General features: G+C 73.0%; 21 protein-coding genes. 5 read left to right on the forward strand and 16 right to left on the reverse strand.

What is annotated here, in order from left to right; translation table 11 throughout:
* Positions 1–197: 197 nt before the first annotated feature.
* Genes ACQF4J_RS19295 through ACQF4J_RS19305 form a run of 3 tightly spaced genes read right to left on the reverse strand, consistent with a single transcriptional unit; the run spans position 198 to position 3,591 of the window.
* Positions 198–1,409: a hypothetical protein gene (locus ACQF4J_RS19295; RefSeq protein WP_427166272.1), complete on the reverse strand. Its 1,212-nt coding sequence runs from the start codon at positions 1,407–1,409 to the stop codon at positions 198–200.
* A gap of 51 nt (positions 1,410–1,460) precedes the next feature.
* Positions 1,461–1,835, reverse strand: coding sequence for a hypothetical protein (locus tag ACQF4J_RS19300; RefSeq protein WP_351562541.1), 375 nt, complete (start codon positions 1,833–1,835; stop codon positions 1,461–1,463).
* Positions 1,825–3,591 carry a hypothetical protein gene (locus ACQF4J_RS19305; RefSeq protein ID WP_427166274.1) on the reverse strand — a complete coding sequence of 589 codons (1,767 nt, stop codon included), beginning with the start codon at positions 3,589–3,591 and terminating at the stop codon, positions 1,825–1,827. Before ACQF4J_RS19305 ends, ACQF4J_RS19300 begins: the two co-directional genes overlap by 11 nt.
* Before the next feature lie 139 nt (positions 3,592–3,730).
* On the opposite strand from ACQF4J_RS19305, the gene ACQF4J_RS19310 reads away from it, so the two are divergent.
* Positions 3,731–4,642 (forward strand): bifunctional helix-turn-helix transcriptional regulator/GNAT family N-acetyltransferase, encoded by a 912-nt coding sequence (locus tag ACQF4J_RS19310; protein WP_427166276.1) that lies wholly within the window; start codon positions 3,731–3,733, stop codon positions 4,640–4,642.
* Here ACQF4J_RS19310 and ACQF4J_RS19315 read toward each other — a convergent pair.
* A complete protein-coding gene (locus ACQF4J_RS19315; protein WP_427166278.1) occupies positions 4,603–5,583 on the reverse strand; it encodes a LysR family transcriptional regulator in 981 nt (326 codons plus the stop codon). The genes ACQF4J_RS19310 and ACQF4J_RS19315 overlap by 40 nt on opposite strands.
* Positions 5,584–5,678: 95 nt before the next feature.
* Here ACQF4J_RS19315 and ACQF4J_RS19320 point away from each other — a divergent pair, with 95 nt between their 5' ends.
* Entirely contained in the window at positions 5,679–7,076 is a 1,398-nt protein-coding gene (locus tag ACQF4J_RS19320; RefSeq protein ID WP_427166279.1) for an MFS transporter, read from the forward strand.
* Between the two features lies 1 nt (position 7,077).
* On the opposite strand, the gene ACQF4J_RS19325 is transcribed toward ACQF4J_RS19320, so the two are convergent.
* The 6 genes from ACQF4J_RS19325 to ACQF4J_RS19350 all read right to left on the reverse strand — a co-directional run bounded on the left by ACQF4J_RS19325 (position 7,078) and on the right by ACQF4J_RS19350 (position 13,140).
* A complete protein-coding gene (locus tag ACQF4J_RS19325) occupies positions 7,078–8,043 on the reverse strand; it encodes a hypothetical protein (protein ID WP_427166281.1) in 966 nt (321 codons plus the stop codon).
* A gap of 152 nt (positions 8,044–8,195) precedes the next feature.
* Positions 8,196–9,185 (reverse strand): malate dehydrogenase, encoded by a 990-nt coding sequence (locus ACQF4J_RS19330; RefSeq protein WP_351562553.1) that lies wholly within the window; start codon positions 9,183–9,185, stop codon positions 8,196–8,198.
* 314 nt (positions 9,186–9,499) lie between these two features.
* A complete protein-coding gene (locus tag ACQF4J_RS19335) occupies positions 9,500–10,693 on the reverse strand; it encodes a DUF2690 domain-containing protein (RefSeq protein ID WP_427166282.1) in 1,194 nt (397 codons plus the stop codon).
* A gap of 300 nt (positions 10,694–10,993) precedes the next feature.
* On the reverse strand, positions 10,994–11,455 hold the full coding sequence (locus tag ACQF4J_RS19340) for a helix-turn-helix domain-containing protein (RefSeq protein WP_351562560.1): 462 nt from the start codon (positions 11,453–11,455) through the stop codon (positions 10,994–10,996).
* A 214-nt stretch (positions 11,456–11,669) separates the two neighbouring features.
* Positions 11,670–12,095: a DUF3017 domain-containing protein gene (locus ACQF4J_RS19345; protein ID WP_351562875.1), complete on the reverse strand. Its 426-nt coding sequence runs from the start codon at positions 12,093–12,095 to the stop codon at positions 11,670–11,672.
* Positions 12,096–12,285: 190 nt separating this feature from the next.
* Positions 12,286–13,140 carry a bifunctional methylenetetrahydrofolate dehydrogenase/methenyltetrahydrofolate cyclohydrolase gene (locus ACQF4J_RS19350; protein ID WP_351562562.1) on the reverse strand — a complete coding sequence of 285 codons (855 nt, stop codon included), beginning with the start codon at positions 13,138–13,140 and terminating at the stop codon, positions 12,286–12,288.
* Positions 13,141–13,386: 246 nt separating this feature from the next.
* Between ACQF4J_RS19350 and ACQF4J_RS19355 the strand changes: the two genes are divergently transcribed.
* Positions 13,387–14,118, forward strand: a complete 732-nt coding sequence (locus ACQF4J_RS19355) for an RDD family protein (RefSeq protein WP_427166285.1) — start codon at positions 13,387–13,389, stop codon at positions 14,116–14,118.
* Between the two features lie 351 nt (positions 14,119–14,469).
* Here the strand turns inward: ACQF4J_RS19355 and purH are convergent, their stop codons facing one another.
* The gene (gene purH, locus ACQF4J_RS19360; RefSeq protein WP_351562566.1) at positions 14,470–16,041 is read right to left on the reverse strand and encodes a bifunctional phosphoribosylaminoimidazolecarboxamide formyltransferase/IMP cyclohydrolase; all 1,572 of its coding nucleotides are present in this window, start codon (positions 16,039–16,041) and stop codon (positions 14,470–14,472) included.
* Positions 16,038–16,667 (reverse strand): phosphoribosylglycinamide formyltransferase, encoded by a 630-nt coding sequence (purN, locus tag ACQF4J_RS19365; RefSeq protein WP_351803004.1) that lies wholly within the window; start codon positions 16,665–16,667, stop codon positions 16,038–16,040. Before purN ends, purH begins: the two co-directional genes overlap by 4 nt.
* A gap of 326 nt (positions 16,668–16,993) precedes the next feature.
* Between purN and ACQF4J_RS19370 the strand changes: the two genes are divergently transcribed.
* The gene (locus tag ACQF4J_RS19370) at positions 16,994–17,779 is read left to right on the forward strand and encodes a hypothetical protein (protein WP_427166288.1); all 786 of its coding nucleotides are present in this window, start codon (positions 16,994–16,996) and stop codon (positions 17,777–17,779) included.
* Between the two features lie 16 nt (positions 17,780–17,795).
* On the opposite strand, the gene ACQF4J_RS19375 is transcribed toward ACQF4J_RS19370, so the two are convergent.
* Complete coding sequence (locus tag ACQF4J_RS19375; RefSeq protein WP_427166290.1) at positions 17,796–19,595, reverse strand: DUF6350 family protein; 1,800 nt, start codon at positions 19,593–19,595, stop codon at positions 17,796–17,798.
* A gap of 57 nt (positions 19,596–19,652) precedes the next feature.
* Here ACQF4J_RS19375 and ACQF4J_RS19380 point away from each other — a divergent pair, with 57 nt between their 5' ends.
* On the forward strand, positions 19,653–20,522 hold the full coding sequence (locus ACQF4J_RS19380) for an RNA polymerase subunit sigma-70 (protein ID WP_427168600.1): 870 nt from the start codon (positions 19,653–19,655) through the stop codon (positions 20,520–20,522).
* Positions 20,523–20,622: 100 nt separating this feature from the next.
* Here the strand turns inward: ACQF4J_RS19380 and sucD are convergent, their stop codons facing one another.
* The 3 genes from sucD to ACQF4J_RS19395 all read right to left on the reverse strand — a co-directional run bounded on the left by sucD (position 20,623) and on the right by ACQF4J_RS19395 (position 25,051).
* Positions 20,623–21,507 carry a succinate--CoA ligase subunit alpha gene (sucD, locus tag ACQF4J_RS19385; RefSeq protein WP_249840589.1) on the reverse strand — a complete coding sequence of 295 codons (885 nt, stop codon included), beginning with the start codon at positions 21,505–21,507 and terminating at the stop codon, positions 20,623–20,625.
* A 19-nt stretch (positions 21,508–21,526) separates the two neighbouring features.
* Entirely contained in the window at positions 21,527–22,705 is a 1,179-nt protein-coding gene (gene sucC, locus ACQF4J_RS19390; protein ID WP_351562576.1) for an ADP-forming succinate--CoA ligase subunit beta, read from the reverse strand.
* A 702-nt stretch (positions 22,706–23,407) separates the two neighbouring features.
* A complete protein-coding gene (locus ACQF4J_RS19395) occupies positions 23,408–25,051 on the reverse strand; it encodes a hypothetical protein (RefSeq protein ID WP_427166292.1) in 1,644 nt (547 codons plus the stop codon).
* Between the last annotated feature and the right edge of the window lie 79 nt (positions 25,052–25,130).

A 25,130-nucleotide genomic window follows, 5' to 3' on the forward strand; every position in this document is an offset into this window, starting at 1 on the left:
CCCGTGAGTCACACGGATGTCACCCACCGGGACCGTGAGCGCATGCCCCCGGGCCGTCGTTGCATGCGCAATTCATGGCCGAAAGTGCGCTGTGTCACTGAAGATGCGGGCGAATGGGACGAAACGCCCGTCGGAAGGTGATCTGAACCACGGAGTCGACCGGTGTCACGGCCCTCCCGGGTCACGGGAGGGCCGGGCTAGTCGATGCCCGGGTCGGCGTCGCAGGTGGTGTACGGCGGACAGAACCAGCCCAACGCCGTGGTGAGGTAGGCGAGCTCGTCGTCGCGGCCGTCGGAGTCGGGGCCGTAGGAGGCGATGGCGTAGATGTTGCCGTCGGCGGCGACGAAGCGCTCGTCGTAGACGTGCCAGGTGCCGACGTCGGGCTCGCCGGAGATCGAGCCCGCCAGGTACTCCAGGCGGGAGCCGGTGAACTCGCCGTCGTCGAGACGCTGCAGGTCGAGCTTCTCGAAGCCGGCGGGCTTACGGGTCTGTGCGGACAGGTACAGCTTGAAGGAGGCGTCCGGGGACTCCTCCTGGACCTGGTAGACCTGCAGCCGGTGCTCCTTGTCGGCGCTGCGGTAGTTCACGACCGCTATGCCGTACTGCGAGGGAACGGTGCTGCGCGTCCACCCCTTGGGCACGGCGATCCGGAAGCCCTCGGTGTCGTCGCGCAGTTCGTACCCGTCGGGCGGCACGGAGAGGGAGGGCGAGGGCGAGGCCGTGCCTTCGGAGTACGGCGACGGGGACTGCTCCGGCGAGGAGGCCGGCGCCGACGACGACCCGGCCGCGACCGGCCGCTTCCCGTCGTCGCCGCCCTTGCCGACGACCAGCGTCAGCACGAGGCTCACCGCGACACCGATCACGGCGGCCCCCACGACGACGGACCAGACGAGCCGCCGGCTCGGCCCACCGGAGGGGGCGGGGGCGGGCACCGGCGCCACGGCGGGCCAGGAGGCACCGGACCACTCGGGCGCCGCGGCACCGCCGGACCACTCGGGCGCCGCGGCACCGCCGGACCACTCGGGCGCCGCGGCACCGCCGGACCACTCGGGCGCCGCGGCACCGCCGGACCACTCGGGCGCCGCGGCACCGCCGGACCACTCGGGCGCCGCGGCTCCCCCGCCGTCCACCACGGTGTTGCCGGCGCCCACCGGACCGTGCCAGACGCTCTCCCCACCGGCGACGGGCCAGCCGGCCGGTCCTCCCGACCCCCCGTCGGTCGAAGCGTCGGGGTCCCCGGGCGCGGGTGCCGGCGGCGTCTCGGTGGCCGTCTCCGTGTCGGGCACCGTCGGTGCGACCGGTGGCCGCGCCGGTGGCGGCGAGGTCGGCTGGGTCGTCGAGGGGCTCTCCTGACCGCCGTCCTCCCAGCGCTGGGTGTCCTCGTTCCAGTACCTCGGTCCCCCGCTCATACCCGCCGTCCCCCTCCCGGGCCCCGCCGTCCCCCGTTCACCATGTCCTCCTCACATCCCCAGCAGGCCGGCCAGCGCGCCGGCCGAGGCGAGGAAGGTGACCAGGGCCTGCGAGTCGGACAGCAGCTCACGCAGGCGTTCCCGGCGGGTCGGGCCCGCCTGGCCGGTGCTGGTGATCTCCGACTCCGTCTCGGCGAGGGCCTCGTCGAGGGTGGCCGTCGTGTCGGTGCCGCGCACCCGTTCGGCGAGGTCGGCCCGCAGCTCCCGTACCGCCGCGAGGAGTTGTTCCGTCGCCTCGTCGAGTTGCGGAGCCGCGCCGCCGCTGCCGTGGTGATGGTGGCTCTCGGCACGCGCGTGGCTGCCGACGGCGAAGGTGTTGTTGCCCGAGATGTTCCCGAAGTTGACGCTCGGCTCGTTACCGGCCATTGCTGTCGGCTCCCTTCTGCTGCGGCGCCGCGCCGCCCGAGACGGTGGAGGAGGCGGACGCGTGACTGCCGACCGCGAAGGTGGACCCCTCGACGCGGCCGATGTTCACGTCGCCGTTGCTGATGTTGACGACCTTCTGGACGAACTCGCCGGTCTCGTAACCGGATTCGGCGAGCGCGGCCCGTACGCCGTTCGCCACCCGGTCCTGCACGCTGCGGAGGTAGCGGACCACGTCCATCTCCTGGAAGAGCGATCCGGCCGGCGTCGAGCCCAGCTCGCGCACCGACAGCGCCGGGCCGTCCGGCAGCGCGCCCGCGTAGCCGCCGGTCAGCAGCCGCCAGAGGTAGACCGCGCCCCGGCCGAGCTGGCCCAGTGAGCGGCCCGCCGACCCCGGCACCAGGACGAGCGCCCCGGCCGCCTTGCCCAGCGCGCTGTTGTTCCGGAACCGGTGCGCCGTGCGGTCGGCGTCCTTGAAGTCGGCGCGCACCGGGGTCAGCACGTGCGGCGCGATCTCCAGCATGAGCATCCGGCCCTGCGTGTGGATGCGCACGAACACCGTGACGACCAGCTCCTCCTCCCAGCCCCCGACCCGGATGCGCAGGAAGTGCCGCCGCTTCTCGGCGCCCTCCTCCACGGCCCGCGCCCGGTGCTCCTCGAAGGCCTGCGGGGTGTACGGCGCCTGGTCACGGGTGAGCAGTCCCTCGACCGGGAGGAACACGCACTCGTCGATCTCCAGCCAGCGCAGCCGGTCGCGGACCCCGGGGCCCGCGTACTCGGACGGGACGCGCAGCTGTTCGAGCAGGGGGCGGATCCGCTCCAGGATCGTGCGGTTGCTCAGCGGCAGCTGCTCCTTGTGCTCCTCGTCCGCCCGCAGTTCCACGGCCAGCACCCAGGTGTCGTACGCCGCTCCCGCTCCGCAGAACGGGCGGGCCTCGTGGTACATGACCAGCGGCGCGTGCTGCTCCAGCCGGATGCGCTGCTTCAGTCGCTGAAAGCGCGGGTTGTCGGCCTGCTCGGCGGGATCGCCGGCGGCGTCCGGGAAGCGCTGCGGGGACAGCTCCGCGGCCAGCGCCCGGCTGAACTGGTTGCGCTGGGCGTACACGCACCAGCCGATGGCCGCGAGGATCCCGAGCGTGAGCCAGGCCTGCCAGGGCTTGACCGCGTCCGCGATGTCGCTCGGCGAGAACGCGTCGGTGAGGCTCGACGGGTCCGAGGAGCCGTAGCCGTAGTCGGAGCCGTACGAGCCGTAGGAGGAGCTGTCGTCGGAGCCACCGCCGCCGAACCCGGCGACGATGGTCAGGGCCAGCACGCTCGTGAAGAACACACGGCCCCACCAGCGCAGCAGGAAGGCGGCGACGCGGCGGTAGCGCGAGGGGTGTTCGGCGCGGCCCCTGATCCACGGCGCGAGGGCGAGCAGCAGGCTCGGCCAGAGGAAGAACAGCAGCAGGCCGCCGCCGACGGCCGTGCCGACCAGCCACAGGCCGATGATCGCCGCGGCCCACAGCAGTTCGTGGCGCCGGGCGCGCAGGGCGTGGGCGAGGACACGGGCCGCGTCGAAGCCCAGCGAGGGCGCCACGATCCGCTGCTCGTTGAGGTGCAGTTCCTCGATGACGCGGTCGCGGTAACCGGAATCCAGGTAGGTGCCCGCGCACAGCAGCCGGGCGGCCTCGCTGGCGTGCGGTGGGGTGGGTGCTGCCGGCGGGACCGCCGTGGGCGTCGTCGGCTGTGGTTGCTGCGGTACGTACGCGGTGCTCACGCTGCTCCCCCGATGCGTGGAATGACCGTTGTCAGACGTTCAGTTGACAAACCATCAGCATAGAGGGACCGCTGGGGCGACGAAACCGGAATGTCGAGGGATGGACGACCCAGAGTTCTTTGACTAAAGTCAAAGGATTATGGAGCCAGGACATACGGAGCCGGTGCCGTCGGAGCAGGTCGCGGCCCTGCGCCGGTTCAACCGGTACTTCACCCGCCGTATCGGTGCGCTGGACGACCACTACCTCGGCCAGGACCGCCCGCTCGGCGAGGCCCGGCTGCTGTACGAGATCGCCGGGACGCCGGGCGGGGTGTCCCTGCGGGAGCTCAGGAGCCGGCTCGGTCTGGACGCCGGGTATCTGAGCCGGATGACCAAGGCGCTCCAGGCCGAGGGCATGGTCAGGATCGGCGTCGACCCGCGGGACAACCGGCTGCGCACGATCGAGCCGACGGACGCCGGGCGGCTGGAGGTCAAGGAGCAGAACCGGCGGGCCAACGCCCTCGCGGCCGGCCTGCTGGACACCCTCACCCCCGGCCAGCGCGACCGGCTGGTCGACGCCATGACGACCGCGCAGCGCCTGCTGCGGCTGGCCGCGATCACCGTCGGCCTCGTCGACGGCGCCTCCCCCGACGCCCGCGCCTGCCTCGACGCCTACGCGGCCGACATCGACGCGCGCTTCCCGGAGGGCTTCGACACGTCCGACCTGGTGCGGCCGGAGGAGGTGTCCGGGCCGGCGGGCGCGTTCTTCGTGGCGTACGAGGAGGGGCGGGCCGTGGGCTGCGGGGCGCTGCGCACCCTGGAGCCGGGCGTGGGCGAGATCAAGCACGTGTGGGTGCACCCGGAGGCCCGGCGTCTCGGCCTCGCCCGCCGGATCCTCGCCGCGCTGGAGGGCGAAGCGGCGGCCCGCGGGCACTCCGTCGTGCGCCTCGACACGCACGCGACCCTCACCGAGGCGCAGGCGATGTACCGGGCGGCGGGCTACCGCGAGATCCCGCCGTACGTCGACCACGTCTACGCCAGCCACTGGTTCGAGAAGCGGCTGAGGGCCTGACGAGGGCCCCGGTCCGCCGCCCCGTCGGCCGACCACCGGCCCAGCACCTCCCGCAGGGTCCGCCGCAGCCAGGCGTGCGCGGGGTCGGCGTCGTGACGCGGATGCCAGGCCATGCCCAGCCGCAGCGGCGGCAGCGGGAGCGGCACCTCGAAGGTCACCAGGTCCAGCGCCTCCGCCAGCGGAAGCGCCCACCCGCTGATCAGCCCCACCAGATCGGTGTCCCGCAGCACGAAGAGCGAGACGGGAAACGTCCCCACGGACCCCACCACCCGCCGCCGCAGGCCGAGTTCGGCGAGCGCGGCGTCGATGGGCCCATGCAGCCGGCCGCGCCGCGAGACGACGAGGTGATCCGCCTCGGTCGCGAACCGCTCGGCCGTCAACTCCCCTTCCAGCAAAGGGTGTCCGGCCCGTACGACGCCCGCCATCCGGTCCTCGTGCAGCATCTCCACGTGCACCTCGGGTGCGATCGTGTCCAGTACCCCGACCTCCAGGTCGGCCGTTCCCTCTCGCAGGAACGGCGCGTCCACATGGCTCTCGGCCAGGAACCGGACCCGCACCCCGGGCGCCTCCTGCGCGGCACGGGCGAAGAGAGCGGGACCGCAGGCCGCGGCGATGAAGTCGTGGCCGAGGATCGTCAGGGTGCGGCGTACGGTCCGCAGGTCCGCGTCCCGGTCCGGCGCGAACAGCGCCCTCGCCCGCTCCACCACGGCGCTCACCTCGGCCCGCACGGCCAGCGCGCGCGGCGTCGGCACCATCTGCCGCCCGGCCCGCACCAGCACGGGATCGCCGAGCGCCTTGCGGATCCGGCCCAGGGTGCGGCTCATCGCCGGTTCCGACAGGTGCAGCCGCCGGGCGGCACCGCCGACGCTCTGCTCCTCCAGCAGAACCTCCAGGGCGACCAGCAGATTCAGATCCAGACCACTTGATTGCGCCACACGCATCGATCCCTTGCAAAGCTTGCACTGGAGTGCAGGACGCGTCCGAGCCTACGGTGACAGGGCATCCCACACCGCCACCGAGCTCCCGGGGAGGAGCCATGCCCCCGCACGCCCTGAAACGGTCCACCCTGCTCGCCCTGTGCGCCTGCGTCCTGGTCGCCCAGAGCATGGTCGCCGCCATCAACCTGCTGATTCCGCAGCTGAGTTCGTCGTCGCTGCACCCCTCGCACACCGAGATCCTGTGGACGGTGGACGCCTACGTGATCGTCTTCGCCTCGCTCCTCGTCCCGGCCGGCGCCCTCGGCGACCGGTGGGGCCGCAAGGGCGCGCTCGTGACCGGCCTCGCCCTGTTCGCCACGGGCGCCGCCACCAGCGCGCTCGCCGCGTCCCCGGCCGTGCTCATCACCGGCCGGGGCGTCTCCGGCGCGGGCGCCGCGCTGATCACCCCGGCCACGATGTCGATCCTGATCCGCCTCGCCGGCCCCGAGCGCCGTGCGCAGGCCATGGCGTCCTGGACGCTCGCGCTCGGCCTGGGCGGCATGCTCGGCAACCTCGGCGGCGGTCTGGTCGGACAGTTCCTGACCTGGCGGGCGCTCTTCGGGGCGATGGTCCCGCTGGCCGCGCTGCTCGCCCTCGCCGTCGCGCTCACCACGCCGCGCACCGAGCGCGCCCCGGACAACCACCCCGACCCGGTCGGCACCCTGCTGCTCACCGCGGCCCTGGTCGCCCTGCTGTTCGGGATCATCGAGGGCCCGGCCTACGGCTGGACGTCCCCCCGCATCCTCGGCGTCTTCGCGGCGGGCGCCTTCCTCGTGGCCGTCTTCGCCCGCCACGCCCTGCGCTCCCGCACGCCCCTGTTCGACCCGAGGGTCTTCATCTCCGCGCGCCTGCGCGCGACGACCCTGGGCATGACGACCGGCTTCTTCGGCCTGTTCGCCCTCTTCTTCGTCAACTCCCAGTACCTGCAAGGGGTGAAGGGGTACGGCCCCGCCCGTACCGGCGTCGCGATCCTGCCGCTGATCGTCGGCATGGCAATCATCCCGAAGCTGGCGGCCCGCTGGGCCGCGCGCCCGCGCCCGGTCGTCGGCGCCGGTCTCGCCCTGATCGGCCTCGGCCTGCTCGGCGCGTCCACCGTCGACGCGGGCACCCCCTACCCGCTGTACGCCTGCTGGCTGCTGGTCATCTCGGCGGGCACGGGCCTGTCCATGCCCGCGCTCACCCTCGGCGTCGTCACCTCGCTCCCCGCCGACCGGGCGGGCCTCGGTTCCGGCCTGGGCACCTCGGCGCGCGAGATCGGCGCGGCCCTCGGCGTCGCGGTCACCGGCACCGTCCTCGCCTCCCGCCCCGGCTTCGCCGAGGGCATGGGCCCGGCACTGCGCACGGTCGCCGTCCTGGTCCTGGCGGCGACGGCGCTGGTCGTAGCCGGCTACCGCAAGGACACCGCCCCGTCCCGAACAGCGGCCTCCCCCGCACCCGCGAAGGAGCCCGTGGGCTGAGCTAGGCGCACTCCGTGCCCGTCGGGCAGAAGTAGCGGACCGCCATCCTCAGCGGTTCCCGCACCCGCTCGGGGTCCAGGCTCGCCGGACCGCTGGCGCGGATCGCGTACAGGGTGCCGTCGGGGGCCTGGAAGCGGTGGTCGATGACCTGGCGGGCGCCCTTGTCCGCGTCGGTGTAGCGGTAGGACAGCTCGGCCCAGGTGTCGCCGTGGTCGCGCTCGACGACCTGGTAGCCGGGCTGCGCGGCGAAGCCGTAGCCGGGGTCGGTCTCGGCGAGGGTGAGGGACTTGTACGGCGTGGACTCGGTGACCCGGAAGATCTGCAACTGGCGGCCGTCGGCCGGGGCGTCGTAGTAGACGATCGGCGCGAGCTTGCCCTGCTTCTCGCGGCGGGTCCAGCCCTGGGGGACGTCGATCGAGTAGCCGACGGGGTCCTGGGCACGGCGGTAGCCGGCGGAGGGCGAGTCCACCGGCGAGGCCGGCGGGGTCGCGGCCGCCGGTGTGTCCGACGGGGTGCTCGGCGCACGCGAGCCGGAAGGCGTCGGGGCGGCGGAGGTGGAGCTGACGCTCACCGGACCCGCGCCGGTGTCCGTGCGGTGCTCGCGTACGAGATACCAGGTCCCGGCGCCGGTCCCCGCGCCGACCGCGACGATCAGGGCGATGACGCCGACGACCCGGCCGACATGGTGCCGGGGAGCCGGGGCGGGGGGCAGGGTGTACGGCGGTGTGGGGTGGCCGGTGTACGGCGGTGTGGGGTGGCCGCCGTAGGGCGTGGGGGGCGCGGGGTGGACCGGGTCCGGCGGGGGCGGTGCCCAGGGCGGCGGGAGCGTCCCGCCCGTCTGGGTCTCCGCCGAGGCCCACGGGGGCGCGCTTGCCGTCCCGCCGTCGGACCAGGCCGCCTGGCCTCTCTCCTCGCTCGGCCCGTGCTCCGCCCCGGAACCGGAGCTGTGGCCGTCCCATCCGTTCATGCCGACGTCCCCCGAATCACCCCATTGAGCAACGCTTTAGACGGTAGCGGCGAAAACGGCCACGGGCCCCGTTCCGGAAGGAACCGGAACGGGGCCCGTGCAGGGTCGTGACGAAACCGTGAAGCCGGGCGGGCCCGGCGTCCGCGGCGGTCTCAGATGAGGCCGAGACCGCGGACCGCCTCGCGCTCCTCCTCGAGCTCCTTGACGGAGGCGTCGATGCGGGCGCGGGAGAACTCGTTGATGTCCAGGCCCTGGACGATCTCGTACTGGCCGTCCTTGGTGGTGACCGGGAAGGAGGAGATCAGGCCCTCCGGGACGCCGTAGGAGCCGTCCGAGGGGATGCCCATGGAGGTCCAGTCGCCGTCGGCGGTGCCGTTGACCCAGGTGTGCACGTGGTCGATGGCGGCGTTGGCGGCCGACGCGGCGGACGAGGCGCCACGGGCCTCGATGATGGCCGCGCCGCGCTTGGCGACGGTCGGGATGAACTCCTCGGCCAGCCACTTCTCGTCGTTCACGGTCTCGGCGGCGTTCTTGCCGGCGACCGTGGCGTGGAAGATGTCCGGGTACTGGGTGGCGGAGTGGTTGCCCCAGATGGTCAGGCGCTTGATGTCGGCGACCGTCGAGCCCGTCTTCTTCGCGAGCTGGGTCAGCGCGCGGTTGTGGTCCAGGCGGGTCATCGCGGTGAAGCGCTCGGCCGGTACGTCCGGGGCGGCGGCCTGTGCGATCAGGGCGTTGGTGTTGGCCGGGTTGCCGACGACGAGGACCTTGATGTCGTCCGCGGCGTGGTCGTTGATGGCCTTGCCCTGCGGCTTGAAGATGCCGCCGTTGGCCTCGAGCAGGTCGCCGCGCTCCATGCCCTTGGTGCGCGGGCGGGCGCCGACGAGGAGGGCGACGTTGGCGCCGTCGAAGGCGACGTTCGGGTCGTCGCTGATGTCGATGCCCTGCAGCAGCGGGAACGCGCAGTCGTCCAGCTCCATGGCCGTGCCCTCGGCGGCCTTCAGCGCGGGCGTGATCTCGAGGAGGCGGAGCTTGACCGGCACGTCCGCGCCGAGCAGCTGGCCGGAGGCGATGCGGAAGAGGAGGGCGTAACCGATCTGGCCGGCCGCGCCGGTGACGGTGACGTTCACGGGAGTGCGGGTCATGGCGTTCTCCGTAGGACAGCTGGCGGTGGTGTCGTCCGGGTGGGACGTACAAATGATCGATCTCTTGGTATCAAGAGAGATCCACCGGCCAGGCTATCGCGCATCCGGGATCCCGGACGGCCGGGTCCGTGTGGCCCAGCCCACAGAGTTGCCCGGCGGGAAAGAAATGCGGGACGGCACGCATAGCCGTCCCCATCCCGGGCACGCGAACCGTACCCCCACGGGAGTCCGGCACAGTCGGTACCCCCCAACGGCGGCCGCTTCCGTCTCACCTCTCCCGGACGGGCGGCCGCCCCCTTTTTCCGTCCGTGTGCCTAGGGCGTGCACCCCTTGAGGCCGGACGACAGCGTCGCGCAGGCCTTCGCCTCACCCGCGTCCTTCACGGCGACCATCGGCGTGTACGCGATGGTGTCCCCCGCCTGGGTGATGCTGTCGCTCTCCTTGGCCTTGCCCGCGGTCACCTGGACCACGTCACCCGGCGCGGCGGCGGTGATACGTCCCCACGCGGCGCCGCAGGTCTTGCTGTAGCGGACCTCGACGGTGGCCGTGCCGACCGTGGCGGTCTTGGCGGTGGTCACCGCGGCGGCGTCCTTGGTGCAGCCCATGGCCTCCGCGTCCTTGCCGGTGCAGGAGGCGCCGGCGCACTTCACGCCGGCCGGGAGGTCGACGGAGCTGGCCGAGGGCGACGGCGAGGTGTGGCGGCCCTCGTTCTTCTTGCCGCCGTAGTCGGTCAGGTAGAACACGGCCGCCATCACGACGAGGACGCCCACGACGCCCGCGAGGAACATCGTCAGCCGCCGCCTGCCGGCGCCCCCGGAGGCCGTGTCCGGGCCCCCCGGCTCCGGACCCTGCGGGGCGTCGCCGAAGGCACCCGGCGGCTGCGGCGTCCCGGCGACGCCGTCGGGCGCGGAGGCCGATGCGGGCGAGGCCGCCTGCTGCGCGGGTCCGCCCGCCGGCGACGGCCCCTGGTATCCGGCCATCTTCCAGGAGTTGGCGCCGGACGATCCGCCCGATGGGCCGGACGATCCGCCCGGTGCGCCGTCCGGCTCCCGGGTGTCCGGCGACGACGTCGGCTGCGGCGGCACCGTCGGCGCCACGCCCGCCGGTCCCGCGATCCCCGGCGTCGCCGTCGCGCTGCCCGACCTGCGGGCCGTCTTGCCGCCCTTGACGTTCGCCGGGGGCGCCCCGAACTCACTGAGCGCGGCCCGCGCCTGGGATATGCGGATGGCCTCCATGGTCATGTCGTGGCGCATCTCCGACCTGCTCCAGGCGCGTTCGGCGAGCTCCCACATGGTCGTCAGATGGACCGGATTGGTGCCCGTCACCTCGGCCAGCGCCACGATCGCGCCCTTGGGCGCGAGCAGCCGGCCGTTCAGATATCGCTCCCAGGACGTCTTGCTGTAGCCCGTACGGTCGGCCACCGACGCGATGCTCAGGCCGCTGCGGTCCACGAGCCGCCGCAGCTGGCTCGCGAACTCCCTGACCTGCGGATCGAGTTCGTCCGGCAAGGCCCTCCAACGAGGCATTGCTTCCCCCCTCTTCCCCCCGGTTGTGCTTTCTTCCCTACCTCGCGCGTGCCCGGCACGGGCCAGGTCCCCGTCCCTGGCTACCCACCGGAATGCACCCCATCAGGGTCTCAGTTCCCAGGGCGGGGGCGCACGGGTGCGCCCCCGGTAGGACTCGTCACGCTAGCTCCCCCGTCGAACAACCCTGTGTCAAATCCGCGAACTCGCCGATACATCGACACCGCAGCCACACACGGACAACCCCACCCGTCACGGACGTATTCACCCCGTCCCATCGGCGACTCACCCGAGTACGACGGCGCCGACGACCGCCGTCAGCAGCATCAGGAGAAGCAGCACGACGGCGTACAGCAGCAGCCGCCCGCCCGGTCCGCGCCCCCGCTTCCCCTCCTCCGGCGTGTCCCACCAGGGCAGGGTCGGGTCGTCCTCGTAGCCGTCGGTCTCCTCGCTCCCGGCGGGCTTCGCCGGACGGGGCCAGGCCTGGACGGCGAGTTCCCAGCGCACCCCGAACCGCTCGGCCTCCGTGCCGTCGAGGCCGGCGATCCGGCACAGGGCCGCGACGGCCTGCCGGGGCGGCGGCTGGGTGGCGTTGAGATAGCGGTGCCAGGAGGACTTGCTGTACGCGGTGCGGGCGCCGAGCGCGACCAGGCTGAGCCCCGTCGCGTCCTTCAGGAGCCGCAACTGCTCCACGAAGTGCCGCACCTCCGGCGGCAGATCGTCCGGCAGCGGCTGCCAGCCGCCCATCGCCCACCTCCACGGCGTCCTCGTCCTGCTCGTCTGAGCAGGTGACGAAGCCGGCCCGTCGATGGTTCCCGCGTTGCGGAACGGTCACCTCCGTGCCACAGCGCGCGGACAGCCGTTGAACAGCGACTTCAGCGTCCGGGAGGGTGGTCCTGGCGACGGCCCGTCCTTGTCCCGGGGGAGGGGACGGGCCGTCGTCGTACCGCGTCGGGTACGGCTAGCCGCTGCTCACCGTGAAGTGCAGCGTGTCCTTCAGGAACGGGATCTGCAGCCAGGGGTGGGGCTGCACCATCATCGCCAGCAGCACGATCGCGAGACCGAGCACGCCGTAGGTGACGATGTCGGTGAAGCGGGAGCGCACGGCGAGCATGCCGACGTCGGGCAGGACCCAGCGCAGCAGGGCGCCGGCCACCAGGGCGACCCCGATCAGCAGGGTCCCGACCCGGAAGACGTCCAGCGCGGTCAGCAGCAGGCCGACGGCGACCAGACCGAGGACGGCGAGGATCGGCCACTGCCGGGCGGGCGCCGGGGCGTCGCCGGGGGCGGCCCGGCCACCGCCCTCGGGGCGCGCGGTGTCCCGTGTGAACAGCGGGAAGCGGCGCGTCACCCGGCGCGGCACGCCCTGTGCGTCGGGCGCGCTGATCGCGTCCCGGACGGTCTCCTCCGCCTGCTCCTCGGGGTGCTTGACCTCGTGCTCCGGGTCCGTCCCCGCGCGGCCGGTGCGGGCCGGGCGCCGCAGGTCCACCGCCGGGCGCTCGGCGCCCGCCACGCCGGTACCGGTGTCGCCCGCCCGGGTACCGGTTTCGCCCACGCCGCCCTCGGGGCGCTTCGCCTCAGCCGACACTGCGCTCCGCCGCCTCGACCACGTTGACGAGCAGCTGGGCACGGGTCATCGGGCCGACGCCGCCGGGGTTCGGCGAGATCCAGCCGGCCACCTCGGCGACCCCGGGGTGGACATCGCCGACGATCTTGCCCTCGGCGCTGCGCGAGACGCCGACGTCGAGGACGGCCGCGCCCGGCTTGACGTCCTCGGGCCGGATCAGGTGGGCGGAACCGGCGGCGGCGATGATGATGTCGGCCTGCTTCAGGTGGGCCGAGAGGTCGCGGGTGCCGGTGTGGCACTGGGTCACGGTCGCGTTCTCGCTGCGCCGGGTCAGCAGCAGCGGCATCGGGCGGCCGATGGTGACACCGCGGCCGACGACCACGACCTCGGCACCCTTGATCTCCACGCCGTGGCGGCGCAGCAGGGTGAGGACGCCGTTGGGGGTGCAGGGCAGCGGCGCCGGCTCGTTGAGCACCAGCCGCCCGAGGTTCATCGGATGCAGCCCGTCGGCGTCCTTGTCCGGGTCCATCAGTTCCAGGATGCGGTTCTCGTCGATGCCCTTGGGCAGCGGCAGCTGGACGATGTAACCGGTGCATGCCGGGTCCTCGTTGAGTTCCCGGACGACCGCCTCGATCTCCTCCTGCGTCGCCGTGGCGGGCAGTTCGCGCTGGATGGAGGCGATGCCCACCTCGGCGCAGTCGCGGTGCTTGCCCGCGACGTACTTCTGGGAGCCGGGGTCGTCCCCGACCAGGATCGTGCCGAGGCCGGGCGTGACGCCCTTCTCCTTCAGCGCCGCCACGCGGGCGGTCAGATCGGACTTGATCGCGGCTGCGGTGGCCTTGCCATCGAGAATCTGGGCGGTCATGGTCCCATCCTCGCGGATGACCGCCCCCCGGTTCCAATCCGGGTGCCGCCCCGGGCGAACGTCCATGATCAGCCACATTGCACTTGCACAACACATGCGAAATGCCACTGGACAAGCCAGTCGGGGGTGAAGAACGATGAACGGCGCAGTATCGCGGTTCGTGTTCGGGGGGCAAACCGCTCACATCGTGTTATTCCTCCGCGCCATCCGCATCGTCCCCGCTTGTGCAACGGAGGAAAACCGGCCATGAGTTTCGGCTCGCCCAACAATCCCTACGGTCAGCAGCCGCAGAACCCGCAGCAGCCGCCGCAGGGTTACGGCTACCCGCAGCAGCCGCCCGCCGGCCAGCCGGGCCAGCCCGGTTACGGCTACCCGCAGCAGCCCCCGCCGGGCGTGCCGCCGCAGCAGGGTTACGGCTACCCGCAGCAGCCGGGTTACCCCCAGCAGGGCTACGGCTACCCGCAGCAGCCCGGTTACACCGGCGGTCCCGTACCGAACCTCGCCTCGATGGGCCGCCGCTTCGGCGCCCGTCTGATAGACGGCATCATCTACACCGTCGTCTACGTCGTCCTGCTGTTCGCCGGTGTCGCGGGCTCCATCAGCTCCGCCCAGAACTGCGACCCGAACTCCGCCGACTACGACACCTGCATCAACGACGCCGGCTCGTCGATGGGCGCCAAGGTCTTCGCGGTCATCGGCATCCTCGCGCTCTTCGGCCTGCTCTACGAGTGGCTGATGACCGGCCTGGTCGGCGCGACCCTGGGCAAGATGGCCGTCGGCATCCGCGTGGTGAAGGCCGACACCGGCCAGAAGCCGGGCCTGGGCTCGGCGTTCATCCGCTGGATCATCCCGCTCGTCGGCGGTTTCCTGTGCGGCATCGGCCAGCTGCTGGTCTACCTGTCCCCGTTCTGGGACAAGTCGGGCCGCCAGCAGGGCTGGCACGACAAGGCCGCGAGCACGATGGTCATCCAGAACTGACCGACGCACGGCGTCCCATCCACGCCATTCGCCTCCCGGGGCCGTGTCTCACTCGCACGAGGAGACACGGCCCCGGCGCGTTCGCCACCCGCGGCAGCTCCGGCGCGTCCGCGTCGCCCAGCGCCCCACCCGGCCCAGCCCCGAGACTGGCCGCCCTGGGACGGCGATCTCCGCCCCGCCGACGGTCGTCTACACGACCCTCAAGTCCCTGAAGCAGAAGGGCATCAGCGACGAGGACGAGTTCGGCGTACCGCAGAAGCTGGAAGCCCGGGTTCCGCCTGACCGACATCACGGCGCCCCCGCACAGCTGTGGCTGTGCGGGGGCGCCGTCGTGCTGCGGTGGACGGGGCGTCAGTGGAAGAAGTGGCGCGTGCCCGTGAAGTACATCGTCACGCCTGCCTTCTTCGCGGCCTCCACGACCAGTTCGTCGCGGACCGAACCGCCCGGCTGGACCACGGCCTTGACGCCGGCCGCGGTGAGGATCTCCAGGCCGTCGGGGAAGGGGAAGAACGCGTCCGAGGCGGCGTAGGAGCCGCGGGCGCGCTCCTCGCCGGCCCGTTCGACGGCGAGCTTCGCGGAGTCGACGCGGTTGACCTGGCCCATGCCGACGCCGACCGAGGCACCGTCCTTGGCGAGCAGGATCGCGTTGGACTTCACGGCGCGGCAGGCCTTCCAGGCGAAGGCGAGCTCCGAGAGCTCGTCCGCGGACAGCGCCTCGCCGGTCGCCAGCGTCCAGTTGGCCGGGTCGTCGCCGTCGGCCTGGAGGCGGTCGGTGACCTGCAGCAGGGCGCCGCCGTCGATCGGCTTGACCTCGACGGGGTACTCGGGCCGGCCCGGAGCCTTCAGGACGCGGATGTTCTTCTTCTTGGCGAGGGCCTCCAGCGCGCCGTCCTCGTAGTCGGGCGCGACGATGACCTCGGTGAAGATCTCGGCGACCTGCTCGGCCATCTCCTTCGACACCGGACGGTTGACGGCGATCACGCCGCCGAACGCCGACAGCGGGTCGCAGGCGTGCGCCTTGCGGTGCGCCTCGGCGACGTCCGAACCGATCGCGATGCCACAGGGGTTGGCGTGCTTGATGATCGCGACGCACGGCTCGTCGTGGTCGTACGCGGCACGGCGCGCGGCGTCCGTGTCCGTGTAGTTGTTGTACGACATCTCCTTGCCGTGCAGCTGCTCGGCCTCGGCCAGACCGCCGGTGCCGGAGGTGTAGAGCGCCGCCGGCTGGTGCGGGTTCTCGCCGTAGCGCAGGGTGTGGGCGCGCTCCAGGCTGCTGGCGATGAACTCGGGGAACTGCGAGCCGTCCTCGGCGGGCGCGTAGGAGGACGCGAACCAGGAGGAGACGGCGATGTCGTACTCGGCCGTGTGCCGGAAGGCCTCCGCCGCCAGGCGCTTGCGGGCGGCGAGGTCGAAGCCGCCGTCGGCGACGGCCTTGAGGACGTCGGCGTAACGGTCGGGGCTGGTGACGACCGCGACGGACGGGTGGTTCTTGGCGGCGGCGCGGACCATCGAGGGGCCGCCGATGTCGATCTGCTCGACGCACTCGTCCGGGGTGGCGCCGGAGGCGACCGTCTCACGGAAGGGGTAGAGGTTGACGACGACGAGGTCGAACGGCTCCACGCCCAGCTCGGCGAGCTGCTCGCGGTGGCTCTCCAGGCGCAGGTCCGCGAGGATGCCGGCGTGCACCCTGGGGTGCAGGGTCTTGACGCGGCCGTCCAGGCACTCGGGGAAGCCGGTCAGCTCCTCGACCTTGGTGACGGGGACACCGGCGGCGGCGATACGGCCGGCCGTGGACCCGGTGGAGACGAGTTCGACGCCCGCCTCGTGCAGGCCGCGCGCGAGGTCTTCGAGGCCCGTCTTGTCGTAGACGCTGACGAGCGCCCGGCGGATCGGCCGCTTACTGGTCCCGGCGGTGGCGGTCACTGGATAACTACCTTTCGTCCCTCAATGCGATGGCCGTTGCGGGCGAGCCGCCCCACGACCTCGACGAGCAGCCTTCGCTCGACTTCCTTGATGCGCTCGTGCAGAGCGCTCTCGTCGTCCTCGTCCCGGACCTCGACCACGCCCTGGGCGATGATCGGTCCGGTGTCGACGCCGTCGTCGACGAAGTGGACGGTGCAGCCGGTGACCTTGGCGCCGTACGCGAGCGCGTCCCGCACACCGTGGGCTCCGGGAAAACTGGGCAGCAGCGCGGGGTGCGTGTTCACGAACCGGCCGCCGAAGCGGGCCAGGAACTCCTTGCCCACGATCTTCATGAACCCGGCGGAGACCACGAGATCCGGCTCGTACGCGGACACGGCCTCGGCGAGGGCGGCGTCCCACTCGTCCCGGGTCTCGTGGTCCTTGACCCTGCACACGAAGGTGGGCAGCCCGGCCCGCTCGGCGCGCGCGAGGCCCTCGATGCCGTCGCGGTCCGCGCCGACGGCCACGACCGCCGCCCCGTAGGCCTCGGTCCCGGTGGCCGCGATCTCGTCGAGGAGAGCCTGCAGGTTGGTGCCGGATCCGGAGACCAGCACGACGAGGCGCTTGACCACGGGCTTGGCGGCCACGGTGGGGCCCTTTCTCGGGGGAGCGTTCTTCGGCGGCCGGACCGCCGTACGCGATGACTTGGCGCTTTGTACATTCGTACGAATGCTTCGCGCCCCGGGATACGGGGAAGTCTACGAAGCGGCCGACCGTCAGCAACGATACCGGCACACGGGGCGGCCCCCACGGGACGGGGGCGTGGCCGGAAGGTAGCGTCTGGGAGGAGCCGGTTCGGGAACGCGCCCGTCGTGCGGTGCGTTGACCGTGTGACGGCTCCCGCAGGAACCGCCGCACCCAGCAAGCTCGCCAGGTTCACGAACACGTTCACCAAGGGGAAGACGCTCTCTTGATGTCGGACCGCAGTCTGCGACTCCTCACGCTCCCCCCGCTCCCGGCCCAGGGAGGGGAGCGCGGCGCCGCGCTGCTGCGTGAGCGCCCGGCCTCACCGCCCGACGCGCCCTCGGACCGCAAGGACGACGAGTCGGGCGGCGCGCAGGACGACAACCCCTTCGCCCCGCCGCCGGAGGGCACGCCCGACCGGCCCTGGCAGCCGCGCCGCCCGGCGGGCGGCGAGGACGGCGGGGGCTCCGCGGGCCACTCCCCCTGGGGCAGCCAGTGGAGCGACCGCCAGCCGGGCCGCTCCTCCGGCGGTTTCGGCGAGCGCCCCGGCGGCCCGGCCTCCGGCCCCGAGGGTCCCGGTGGCGGTCCCACGCCCGGCGGCGCGGGCATGCGCTGGGACCCGACCGACCCGGTGCAGCGCCGCGCCCGCTACTCCCTCCTGTGCGGGATGTGGGCCTTCTTCTTCGCCCTCTTCAGCTGGCCGTACGTGTCCCTGCTGCTCGGCGCCCTCGCCCTGTACTGGGGTGGCAGCGCCCTGCGCGCCAAGACCCGACCCGGCGACAACAACAACGCCCCGACCTCCGACGCCGGCTACCGCCCCCAGACGACGGCGGCCGTGAGCGGCCTGGTCACGGCCTCCCTGGCCATCGCCCTGGTGGCGGCGACGTTCACGGCCCAGCTGGTCTACCGCGACTACTACACCTGCACGAACGACGCCCTCACCAACGCGGCCAAGCAGTCCTGCAGCCACCTGCTGCCGGCGGAGCTGCGGGGGCTGCTGGGGACGAACGGCTAGCGGAGCTCCGGCCCCGTCACGGCCGGGGGGAGTCCTCTCCGTCGGCCTCGTCGGGCCACCACGGGGAGCGCGCCGGCTCCGACGGCTGCTGCGGCGGCTGCGGCAACGGCGGCTGCGGCTGCGGCTGCGGCTGCGACGACGGTTGCTGCGACGACGGCGGCCGGTGCGGCCGTGGCGGTTCGGCCGGCAGCGGGTCGTACGGCTCGAAGGTCGTGTCGCGCTGCGCGAGCAGCGGGCGGTAGACGTCGTCATCCGGGTCGTAGGACTGGCCATAGGTCTGGTCGTAGGTCGTCTGGTCGTAGGTCTCGGCGCGGGACCGGCCGTATGCCTCGCGGTAGCGCACGGGCGCGGTGTCGTCGGCCGTCTGCGTCCCGCCTCCCGCGGCGCCCTTCTGGATGGCGAGCCAGGCTCCCGCGGCGTACAACGGCCCGGCCGGCCGGCGTCCGCCTTCCGGCGCCTGTGCCGTCGGCTCCACGGCCCGCTTGTCGCGCCCCCTCCTCGGCCGGCGCCCCCAGGTCCGCAGTGCCAGCGCCGTCGGAACCGCCGGCGCCGCGATCCACAGGAACGCCGCGCCCGCCACCTGCCACCACACCGGCCCGAACCGGGCGAGCGCCGCGACCCCGAGCCGTCCGCCGGCCAGCGCGGCGAGCACGCCGGCCCCGGCCGCGCAGAACAGGGCCGCCAGCCCGGCGACACCCGCGGTCCTGCCCTGGGACCACCCGTCCGTACCCGCCACCACGTTTCCAGCGTCGGTGCCCGCGGCCGGCCCCGCCCGCCCCACCAGCCGGCCCACCGTCACCGCGGCCGCCGCCGGCACCACCCCCGCGGCCCAGTTCACCCATCCTCCGGGGCCCGCCTCCGGCACGGCCGCGAGGAGCGGGAACGGCGGCAGCAGCGACGCCGGCGCCGAGGACACGGGGTTCACCATGTGGCCGACGCCGAGCGCGAATCCGGGGCCCAGCGCATACGACGCCCCCCACACCGCCGCGTTCGGCACCAGTGCCGCGCACAGCAGCAGCACCGCGAACCGCCCCGACCACCCCTCCGTCAGGCGCAGGAAGGACGCCCGGGTCGCCTCGCCGTGCCAGAGCAGGGACGCCCCCACCAGCAGCGTCCCGCCTCCGGCGAGCACCGTCGCCCCGGCCCCCGCGGCCCGCGCGGCGACCCCCAGCCGGGTCCACCCCTCCGCCCCCAGGAACAGCCGCCGCGGCCCGGCGGGCAACAGCATCAGCACCCCGTCCAGCGCCTCGCGCGGACGCCCGTACGCCGTCCACACCCCCAGGCCCGCCGCCCCCATGACGAGCAGCGGCGGACACAGCGCGGTCCACGCCCAGTCGGGCCGCAGCTCACCCCCGGACGCGTACAGCGCGGCGGCCGCGCCGACGCCGAGATAGCCGAGTACGACGCCCGCCCACGCCGTCCGGCCCGACGCCCCCGGCGCCTCCTCCTCGCCGCCGTCGACCGCGTCCCGGGCCGCCCGGTGCACCAGCCACACCGGCACGACGAGCAGCAGCAGCGGCGTCACGCCCACGGGCGCGGGGGCCCCGGAGAGCGTGTCGGTGCGGACGAGTTCGGCGCCGTGCGCCAGCAGCCACAGCGCCGCCGCGACATGCAGCGCGCCGCCGGGTCCGCTGTCGGGATAGGGCGAGCTGATCCACAGCAGGATCACGAGCATGGCGAGCGATCCGAGCCCCAGCCCGGCGGCGGCGACGCCACCCAACAGACTGGCGACCAGTCCGGGCAGTCGGTCGCGCAGACGCATGAGCAGGGACGACGGGGACGGTCGGCGAGCGGTCATCTGGATCACGACCGTCATGCTCCCAACGACACGCGCTTTCCCGTCGTAACAGGCGAACCACCGAAGTGTCGCTCAATATATGTTTATGTACTTTTCCGTGCGAAAGGGCAGTCCGTGACGCAGCCTCAGGAACCGGAGCCGTCCGCGCCGCTGGCGCCCGCTCAGGCCTTCGACGCGCTGTACGCGTTCTGCGCCCCCGCCCTCGTACGGCAGACCTACCTGCTCACCGGCCGCCGCGAGCTCGCCCGCGAGTCGGTCGAGCGGGCCTTCCAACTCGCTTGGCAGCGCTGGCCCGAGGTGGCCCGGGACCGGGACCCGGCGGGGTGGGTGCGCGCGGCGGCGTACGACTGCGCCCTCTCCCCCTGGCACCGTTTCCGCCCCCGCTACCGCCACCCGGAGGCGCCACCGGCCGACCCCTCCGACCGCGTCCTGCTCGCCGCGCTCCTCGAACTCCCGCCGCCGTACCGCCGCACGCTCCTGCTGTACGACGGTGTGGGCCTGGACCTGCCCGAGGCGGCGGCGGAGACGGAGGCCAGCACCCCGGCCGCGGCGGGCCGCCTGCTGCACGCCCGCGAGGTCGTCGCGGCGCGCCTCCCGGACCTGGCCGATCCACCCGAACTGCGGCGCCGCCTCGCCTCGCTGGCCGCGACGGAACGGCTGCGCGCGACGAACCCGCCGCAGGTGCGGACGAGCGGCGAACGGCGGACCCGGTTCTGGACGCAGGCCGCCATCGCCTTCACCGTCGCCCTGATCGGCACGACCTCGTTCGCCCTGGGGACGGCTCCCACGCACTACGAGCCGCCGGTGGCCAGGGGACGGCCGATCCAGGGGCTGCCGCCGCGGGTGTCGCAGGGCGCGATGTCGGACGACGAGACGGAACTCCGGGCCTGGCTGCGCAGTCAGACGGCGCACGGCCCGGAAAGGCTGGTGCCACTGGGACGTTGACCGCGGTCGCGCGGTCACCCGCTCCCCATGCCCCCCGTACACGCCCGTGGGCCCGCCCCCCAACCAAGGGGGGCGGGCCCACGGGCGTGCGGTGGGTGCCTCAGCCGGCGAGGATCTCGCGCGCCAGCTTGGCGGTCTCGGTCGGGGTCTTGCCGACCTTGACACCGGCGGCCTCGAGGGCCTCCTTCTTCGCGGCGGCCGTACCGGAGGAGCCGGAGACGATGGCGCCCGCGTGGCCCATGGTCTTGCCCTCGGGAGCGGTGAAGCCCGCGACGTAGCCGACGACCGGCTTGGTCACGTTCTCCTTGATGAAGGCCGCGGCCCGCTCCTCGGCGTCGCCGCCGATCTCACCGATCATCACGATCAGGTCGGTGTCGGGGTCGGCCTCGAACGCGGCGAGAGCGTCGATGTGGGTGGTGCCGATGACCGGGTCGCCACCGATGCCGACGGCGGAGGAGAAGCCGATGTCACGCAGCTCGTACATCATCTGGTACGTCAGCGTGCCGGACTTCGAGACCAGGCCGATGCGGCCCGGCTTGGTGATGTCGCCCGGGATGATGCCGGCGTTCGACTGACCCGGGGTGATGAGGCCGGGGCAGTTCGGGCCGATGATGCGGGTCTTGTTGCCCTTGGACACGGCGTACGCGTAGAACGCGGCCGAGTCGTGGACGGCGATGCCCTCGGTGATGACGACCGCGAGCGGGATCTCGGCGTCGATCGCCTCGACGACGGCGGCCTTGGCGAACGCCGGCGGCACGAAGAGGACGGACACGTTGGCGCCCGTCTTCTCCATCGCCTCGGCGACCGTGCCGAAGACCGGGATCTCGGTGCCGTCGAAGTCGACGGACGTGCCGGCCTTGCGCGGGTTCACGCCACCGACGATGTTCGTGCCGTCGGCCAGCATGAGCTTGGTGTGCTTCATGCCCGTGGCACCGGTCATGCCCTGGACGATGACCTTGGAGTCCTTGTTGAGGAAGATAGCCATGGCTGTGTTCCCTCGTCCCTTACTTCGCAGCCGCGAGCTCGGCGGCCTTGTCGGCCGCGCCGTCCATGGTGTCCACGCGCTGCACCAGCGGGTGGTTGGCGTCGGAGAGGATCTGACGACCCAGCTCGGCGTTGTTGCCGTCCAGACGCACGACCAGCGGCTTGGTGACGTCCTCGCCGCGGTCCTCCAGGAGCTTCAGGGCCTGGACGATGCCGTTGGCGACCTCGTCGCACGCGGTGATGCCGCCGAAGACGTTGACGAAGACGGACTTGACGTCCGGGTCGCCCAGGATGATCTCCAGGCCGTTCGCCATGACGGCCGCGGAGGCGCCGCCGCCGATGTCGAGGAAGTTGGCGGGCTTGACGCCACCGTGCGCCTCACCGGCGTACGCGACGACGTCCAGGGTGCTCATGACGAGACCCGCGCCGTTGCCGATGATGCCGACCTCGCCGTCGAGCTTGACGTAGTTGAGGTTCTTCTCCTTGGCGGCGGCCTCGAGCGGGTTGGCCGCCTCCTTGTCGTGGAGGGCCTCGTGCTCCGGCTGACGGAACTCGGCGTTCTCGTCCAGCGACACCTTGCCGTCGAGGGCGATGACCTCACCGGAGGCGACCTTGGCCAGCGGGTTGACCTCGACCAGGAGGGCGTCCTCCTTGATGAAGGTGTCCCACAGCTTGACGAGGACGTTGACGACCTTGTCGGCGACCTCGGCCGGGAACTTCGCGGCCGCGACGATCTCGCGGGCCTTCTCCTCGGTCACACCCTCGTTGGCGTCGATCGGGGTCTTGGCGACGGCCTCCGGACGGGTGGCCGCCACCTCCTCGATCTCCACGCCGCCCTCGACGGACGCGATGGAGAGGAAGGTGCGGTTGGCGCGGTCGAGGAGGAAGGAGACGTAGTACTCCTCCACGATCTCCGGAGCGGTCTCGGCGATCATCACCTTGTGGACCGTGTGGCCCTTGATGTCCATGCCGAGGATGTCCGTCGCGCGGGCGACGGCCTCGTCCGGGGTGGCGGCGAGCTTCACGCCACCGGCCTTGCCGCGGCCGCCGACCTTCACCTGGGCCTTGACGACAGACTTGCCACCGAGGCGCTCGGTGGCTGCGCGGGCCGCCTCAGGCGTGTCGATGACTTCACCGGCCAGCACCGGTACATCGTGCTTGGCGAAGAGGTCCCTCGCCTGGTACTCGAACAGGTCCACGCGCTTCCGTCCCTATCAGTGATCTCGCGGTTCGTTGGATGCGTGGGCGTGCCGCGAAGGGCAACGTGACGTCCGCTTGGGTCACAGGGGAAGCGCACACGGTGTCCGAGCGCGCGGCATGTCCGTCTCGCAGGTTATCGCTGCTTGCAGGAGGCCCCTAAATCGAGGGTCACACCTGAGCGGTGATACCTGTCACATGATGCCGTCCTCACTGGCACGGCGTGCCGCGCGTGAGGCGGCGGGGTGTCCCGCGTGCGGGGGCGACGTGCCGGATGTGAGGGGCGGCGGGCGGGCGGGGAGAGGCCGGGGAGGAGGCGGGGAGCAACGGGGGAGAGATCGGGGAAAGGGCTGTGAGCAGCCGGAAATCGGCCAAAGTGGGAGCCGAGGACGAGGCGGGGCCCCACCGGGCTGGGGTTGGCCCGGTGAGGCCCCTGGTACGGCCCCGAGGTCGCTCGAAAGCGCCGTGTCACGGGGCCCGGCCGGGCGGTCCCCACCCCAATGGGGACCGCCCGGCCCGTTCCGCGAGGCGTCGGGCGGGCCGGCCGACGGATTTCGGCCGTCCGGGTCCCTCGTCCTCACGGAACCGGTCGTTCGCCGCGCGTGTCCGCACCCGGCCGCCGGGCGCATGCAGCGGATGCGCCCGCGGGGTGCCGTCGTCGCGGCGTTCGGTCGGTCGTCTTACGACGCCGCCCGCGAAAGGGGTCAGATGCTGTAGGGGCGGGCCTGGTGGACGTCCGCCGCGTCCTGGAGGTGGCCCGGCGTGACCGCCTCGGCGACGCCCCGGACGCCGGTGACCGCGTGCCCGGCGAGCGGTCCGCCGGTGGCCTCTACCGTGCCGGTGAGGTCCTGGGCGAACGGCGCGGCCCGGCCCGTGACTCCGTCGGCGAGGAAGCCGGCCTCGCCGGCGACCCCGCCCGCGAACGGGGTGACGTCGCCCGCGACTCCGTGCGCCAGGCCGGTCGCGCTGTCGGCGACGCCGTGCGCGACGGGCCGGACGAGACCGACGACGGGCTGGGCCGTCCGGGTGACGTCCTGCGCGAACGGGTCCACCTCGCCGCCGACGCCGTACGCCAGACCGGTCGTGCCGTCGGCGACGCCGTGCGCGAGCGGCGGCACGTCCGCGACGACACCGCCGGCGAAGCCGCGGACGTCCCCGGTCACGCCGTACGCCAGGCCACCGGCGTCCCCGACGGCCTGCCCGGCTACGGGCAGCACCCCGTGCACCGCGGTGCCCGCCACCGGCGGCAGCACGGAACCGGTCACATCGTGGGCGACCTCCCCGACGAGCCCGCCGGCACAGGCCGGCACGTCCGCGACGACACCGCCCACCACGGGCGCCACCCCGCCGACGGCCTGTGCGGCGACCGGCACCACGCCCGTCACCGCGTGTCCGGCGACCGGTGTCACGCCGTTCACGGCGGAGGTCGCGACCGGCGGGACGACGGAGGCGGCCGTCTCGTCGACGACCGGCGCCACCGTGCCGTGCAGGCTCCCGACCGTGCCGAGAACCATCTGCTCGACTCCCCCGGCCGTGCCCGTGACATGGCCCGGGACGGCGGCGACGGAGGCCCGGGCCGCGGAGGTGACGGTGCCCGCCCCGCCCGCGACACGGTCCTGAGCGACGCCGGTCGTGCCGTCCACGGCACGACCCGCGCCCGCGACGGTGTGCCGCGCCTTCGTCCGTACGACACCGTCGACGCCGTGCGCCTGTGAACGGACCGCCGTCTGCGCGCCCTGCAGCTTCGTCTGCGCCGCGGCGAGCGCCTCCTCGACCTCGGGCGCGAAGACGGAGAGCGGTCCGAAGAGGTAGTCGATGCCGTCCTGGGGGGCCTGGGCCGGGTCCGAGACGGTGGTGCCGGCGACGGTGGCGGCCTTGTCGGCGGTGGCCCGTGCCTTCGCCTGGGCGGCGCGAGCGGCCTTGGCGCCCTGGATTGCCGCGGCGCCCTTGATGCCCGCGGCCCTGGAGGTCACGGCCGCCGGTGCCTTCGGCGCGGTGGCCGCGGTGCCGGTGATGGTCTTCTCGACGCCTGCGGCGGTCTTCTCGGCGCCGGTGACGGTGCCGGTCGCGCCGTGTGTTGCGGGGGTGGCCGTGGCCACGGTCCCGGTGAGGCCCGAGACGGTGTCCTGGACACCGGTGACGACCCCGTCGACGGTGCCGGTGACCGCGTCCGTGCCGGTGCCGGTGCCGGTCAGCGTGCCGAGGGTGTTCTGGGCGTCCGTGGCGGTGTCCGACGTGGACAGGGAGGAGGACGGCAGTTCGTCCGCGCTGGCGACGGCGGAACCGAGCGCCCACGCGCCGGTCACACCGGCGGCTATGACGATCGAGCGACGGATGTTCTTGTTCATGCGTGCGTCAGATCCTTCGGGTCCGTGGAAGCGCCGAGGCGTTCGGGGAGTTCAGGGCCCTGCCGAGCCGGCGGGCCGC

The sequence above is a fragment of the Streptomyces sp. C1-1 genome (assembly GCF_050214755.1).
Taxonomy (GTDB): Bacteria; Actinomycetota; Actinomycetes; order Streptomycetales; family Streptomycetaceae; genus Streptomyces.

Coding starts and splice junctions, on each gene's coding strand:
- ACQF4J_RS19395 (WP_427166292.1), bottom strand. CDS start 25,051: ATGAACAAGAACATCCGTCGCTCGATCGTCATAGCCGCCGGTGTGACC.
- ACQF4J_RS19325 (WP_427166281.1), bottom strand. CDS start 8,043: ATGAACGGATGGGACGGCCACAGCTCCGGTTCCGGGGCGGAGCACGGG.
- ACQF4J_RS19355 (WP_427166285.1), top strand. CDS start 13,387: ATGAGTTTCGGCTCGCCCAACAATCCCTACGGTCAGCAGCCGCAGAAC.
- ACQF4J_RS19375 (WP_427166290.1), bottom strand. CDS start 19,595: ATGACGGTCGTGATCCAGATGACCGCTCGCCGACCGTCCCCGTCGTCC.
- ACQF4J_RS19330 (WP_351562553.1), bottom strand. CDS start 9,185: ATGACCCGCACTCCCGTGAACGTCACCGTCACCGGCGCGGCCGGCCAG.
- ACQF4J_RS19310 (WP_427166276.1), top strand. CDS start 3,731: ATGGAGCCAGGACATACGGAGCCGGTGCCGTCGGAGCAGGTCGCGGCC.
- ACQF4J_RS19300 (WP_351562541.1), bottom strand. CDS start 1,835: ATGGCCGGTAACGAGCCGAGCGTCAACTTCGGGAACATCTCGGGCAAC.
- ACQF4J_RS19295 (WP_427166272.1), bottom strand. CDS start 1,409: ATGAGCGGGGGACCGAGGTACTGGAACGAGGACACCCAGCGCTGGGAG.
- ACQF4J_RS19315 (WP_427166278.1), bottom strand. CDS start 5,583: ATGCGTGTGGCGCAATCAAGTGGTCTGGATCTGAATCTGCTGGTCGCC.
- ACQF4J_RS19350 (WP_351562562.1), bottom strand. CDS start 13,140: ATGACCGCCCAGATTCTCGATGGCAAGGCCACCGCAGCCGCGATCAAG.
- ACQF4J_RS19340 (WP_351562560.1), bottom strand. CDS start 11,455: ATGGGCGGCTGGCAGCCGCTGCCGGACGATCTGCCGCCGGAGGTGCGG.
- sucD (WP_249840589.1), bottom strand. CDS start 21,507: ATGGCTATCTTCCTCAACAAGGACTCCAAGGTCATCGTCCAGGGCATG.
- ACQF4J_RS19370 (WP_427166288.1), top strand. CDS start 16,994: ATGTCGGACCGCAGTCTGCGACTCCTCACGCTCCCCCCGCTCCCGGCC.
- ACQF4J_RS19320 (WP_427166279.1), top strand. CDS start 5,679: ATGCCCCCGCACGCCCTGAAACGGTCCACCCTGCTCGCCCTGTGCGCC.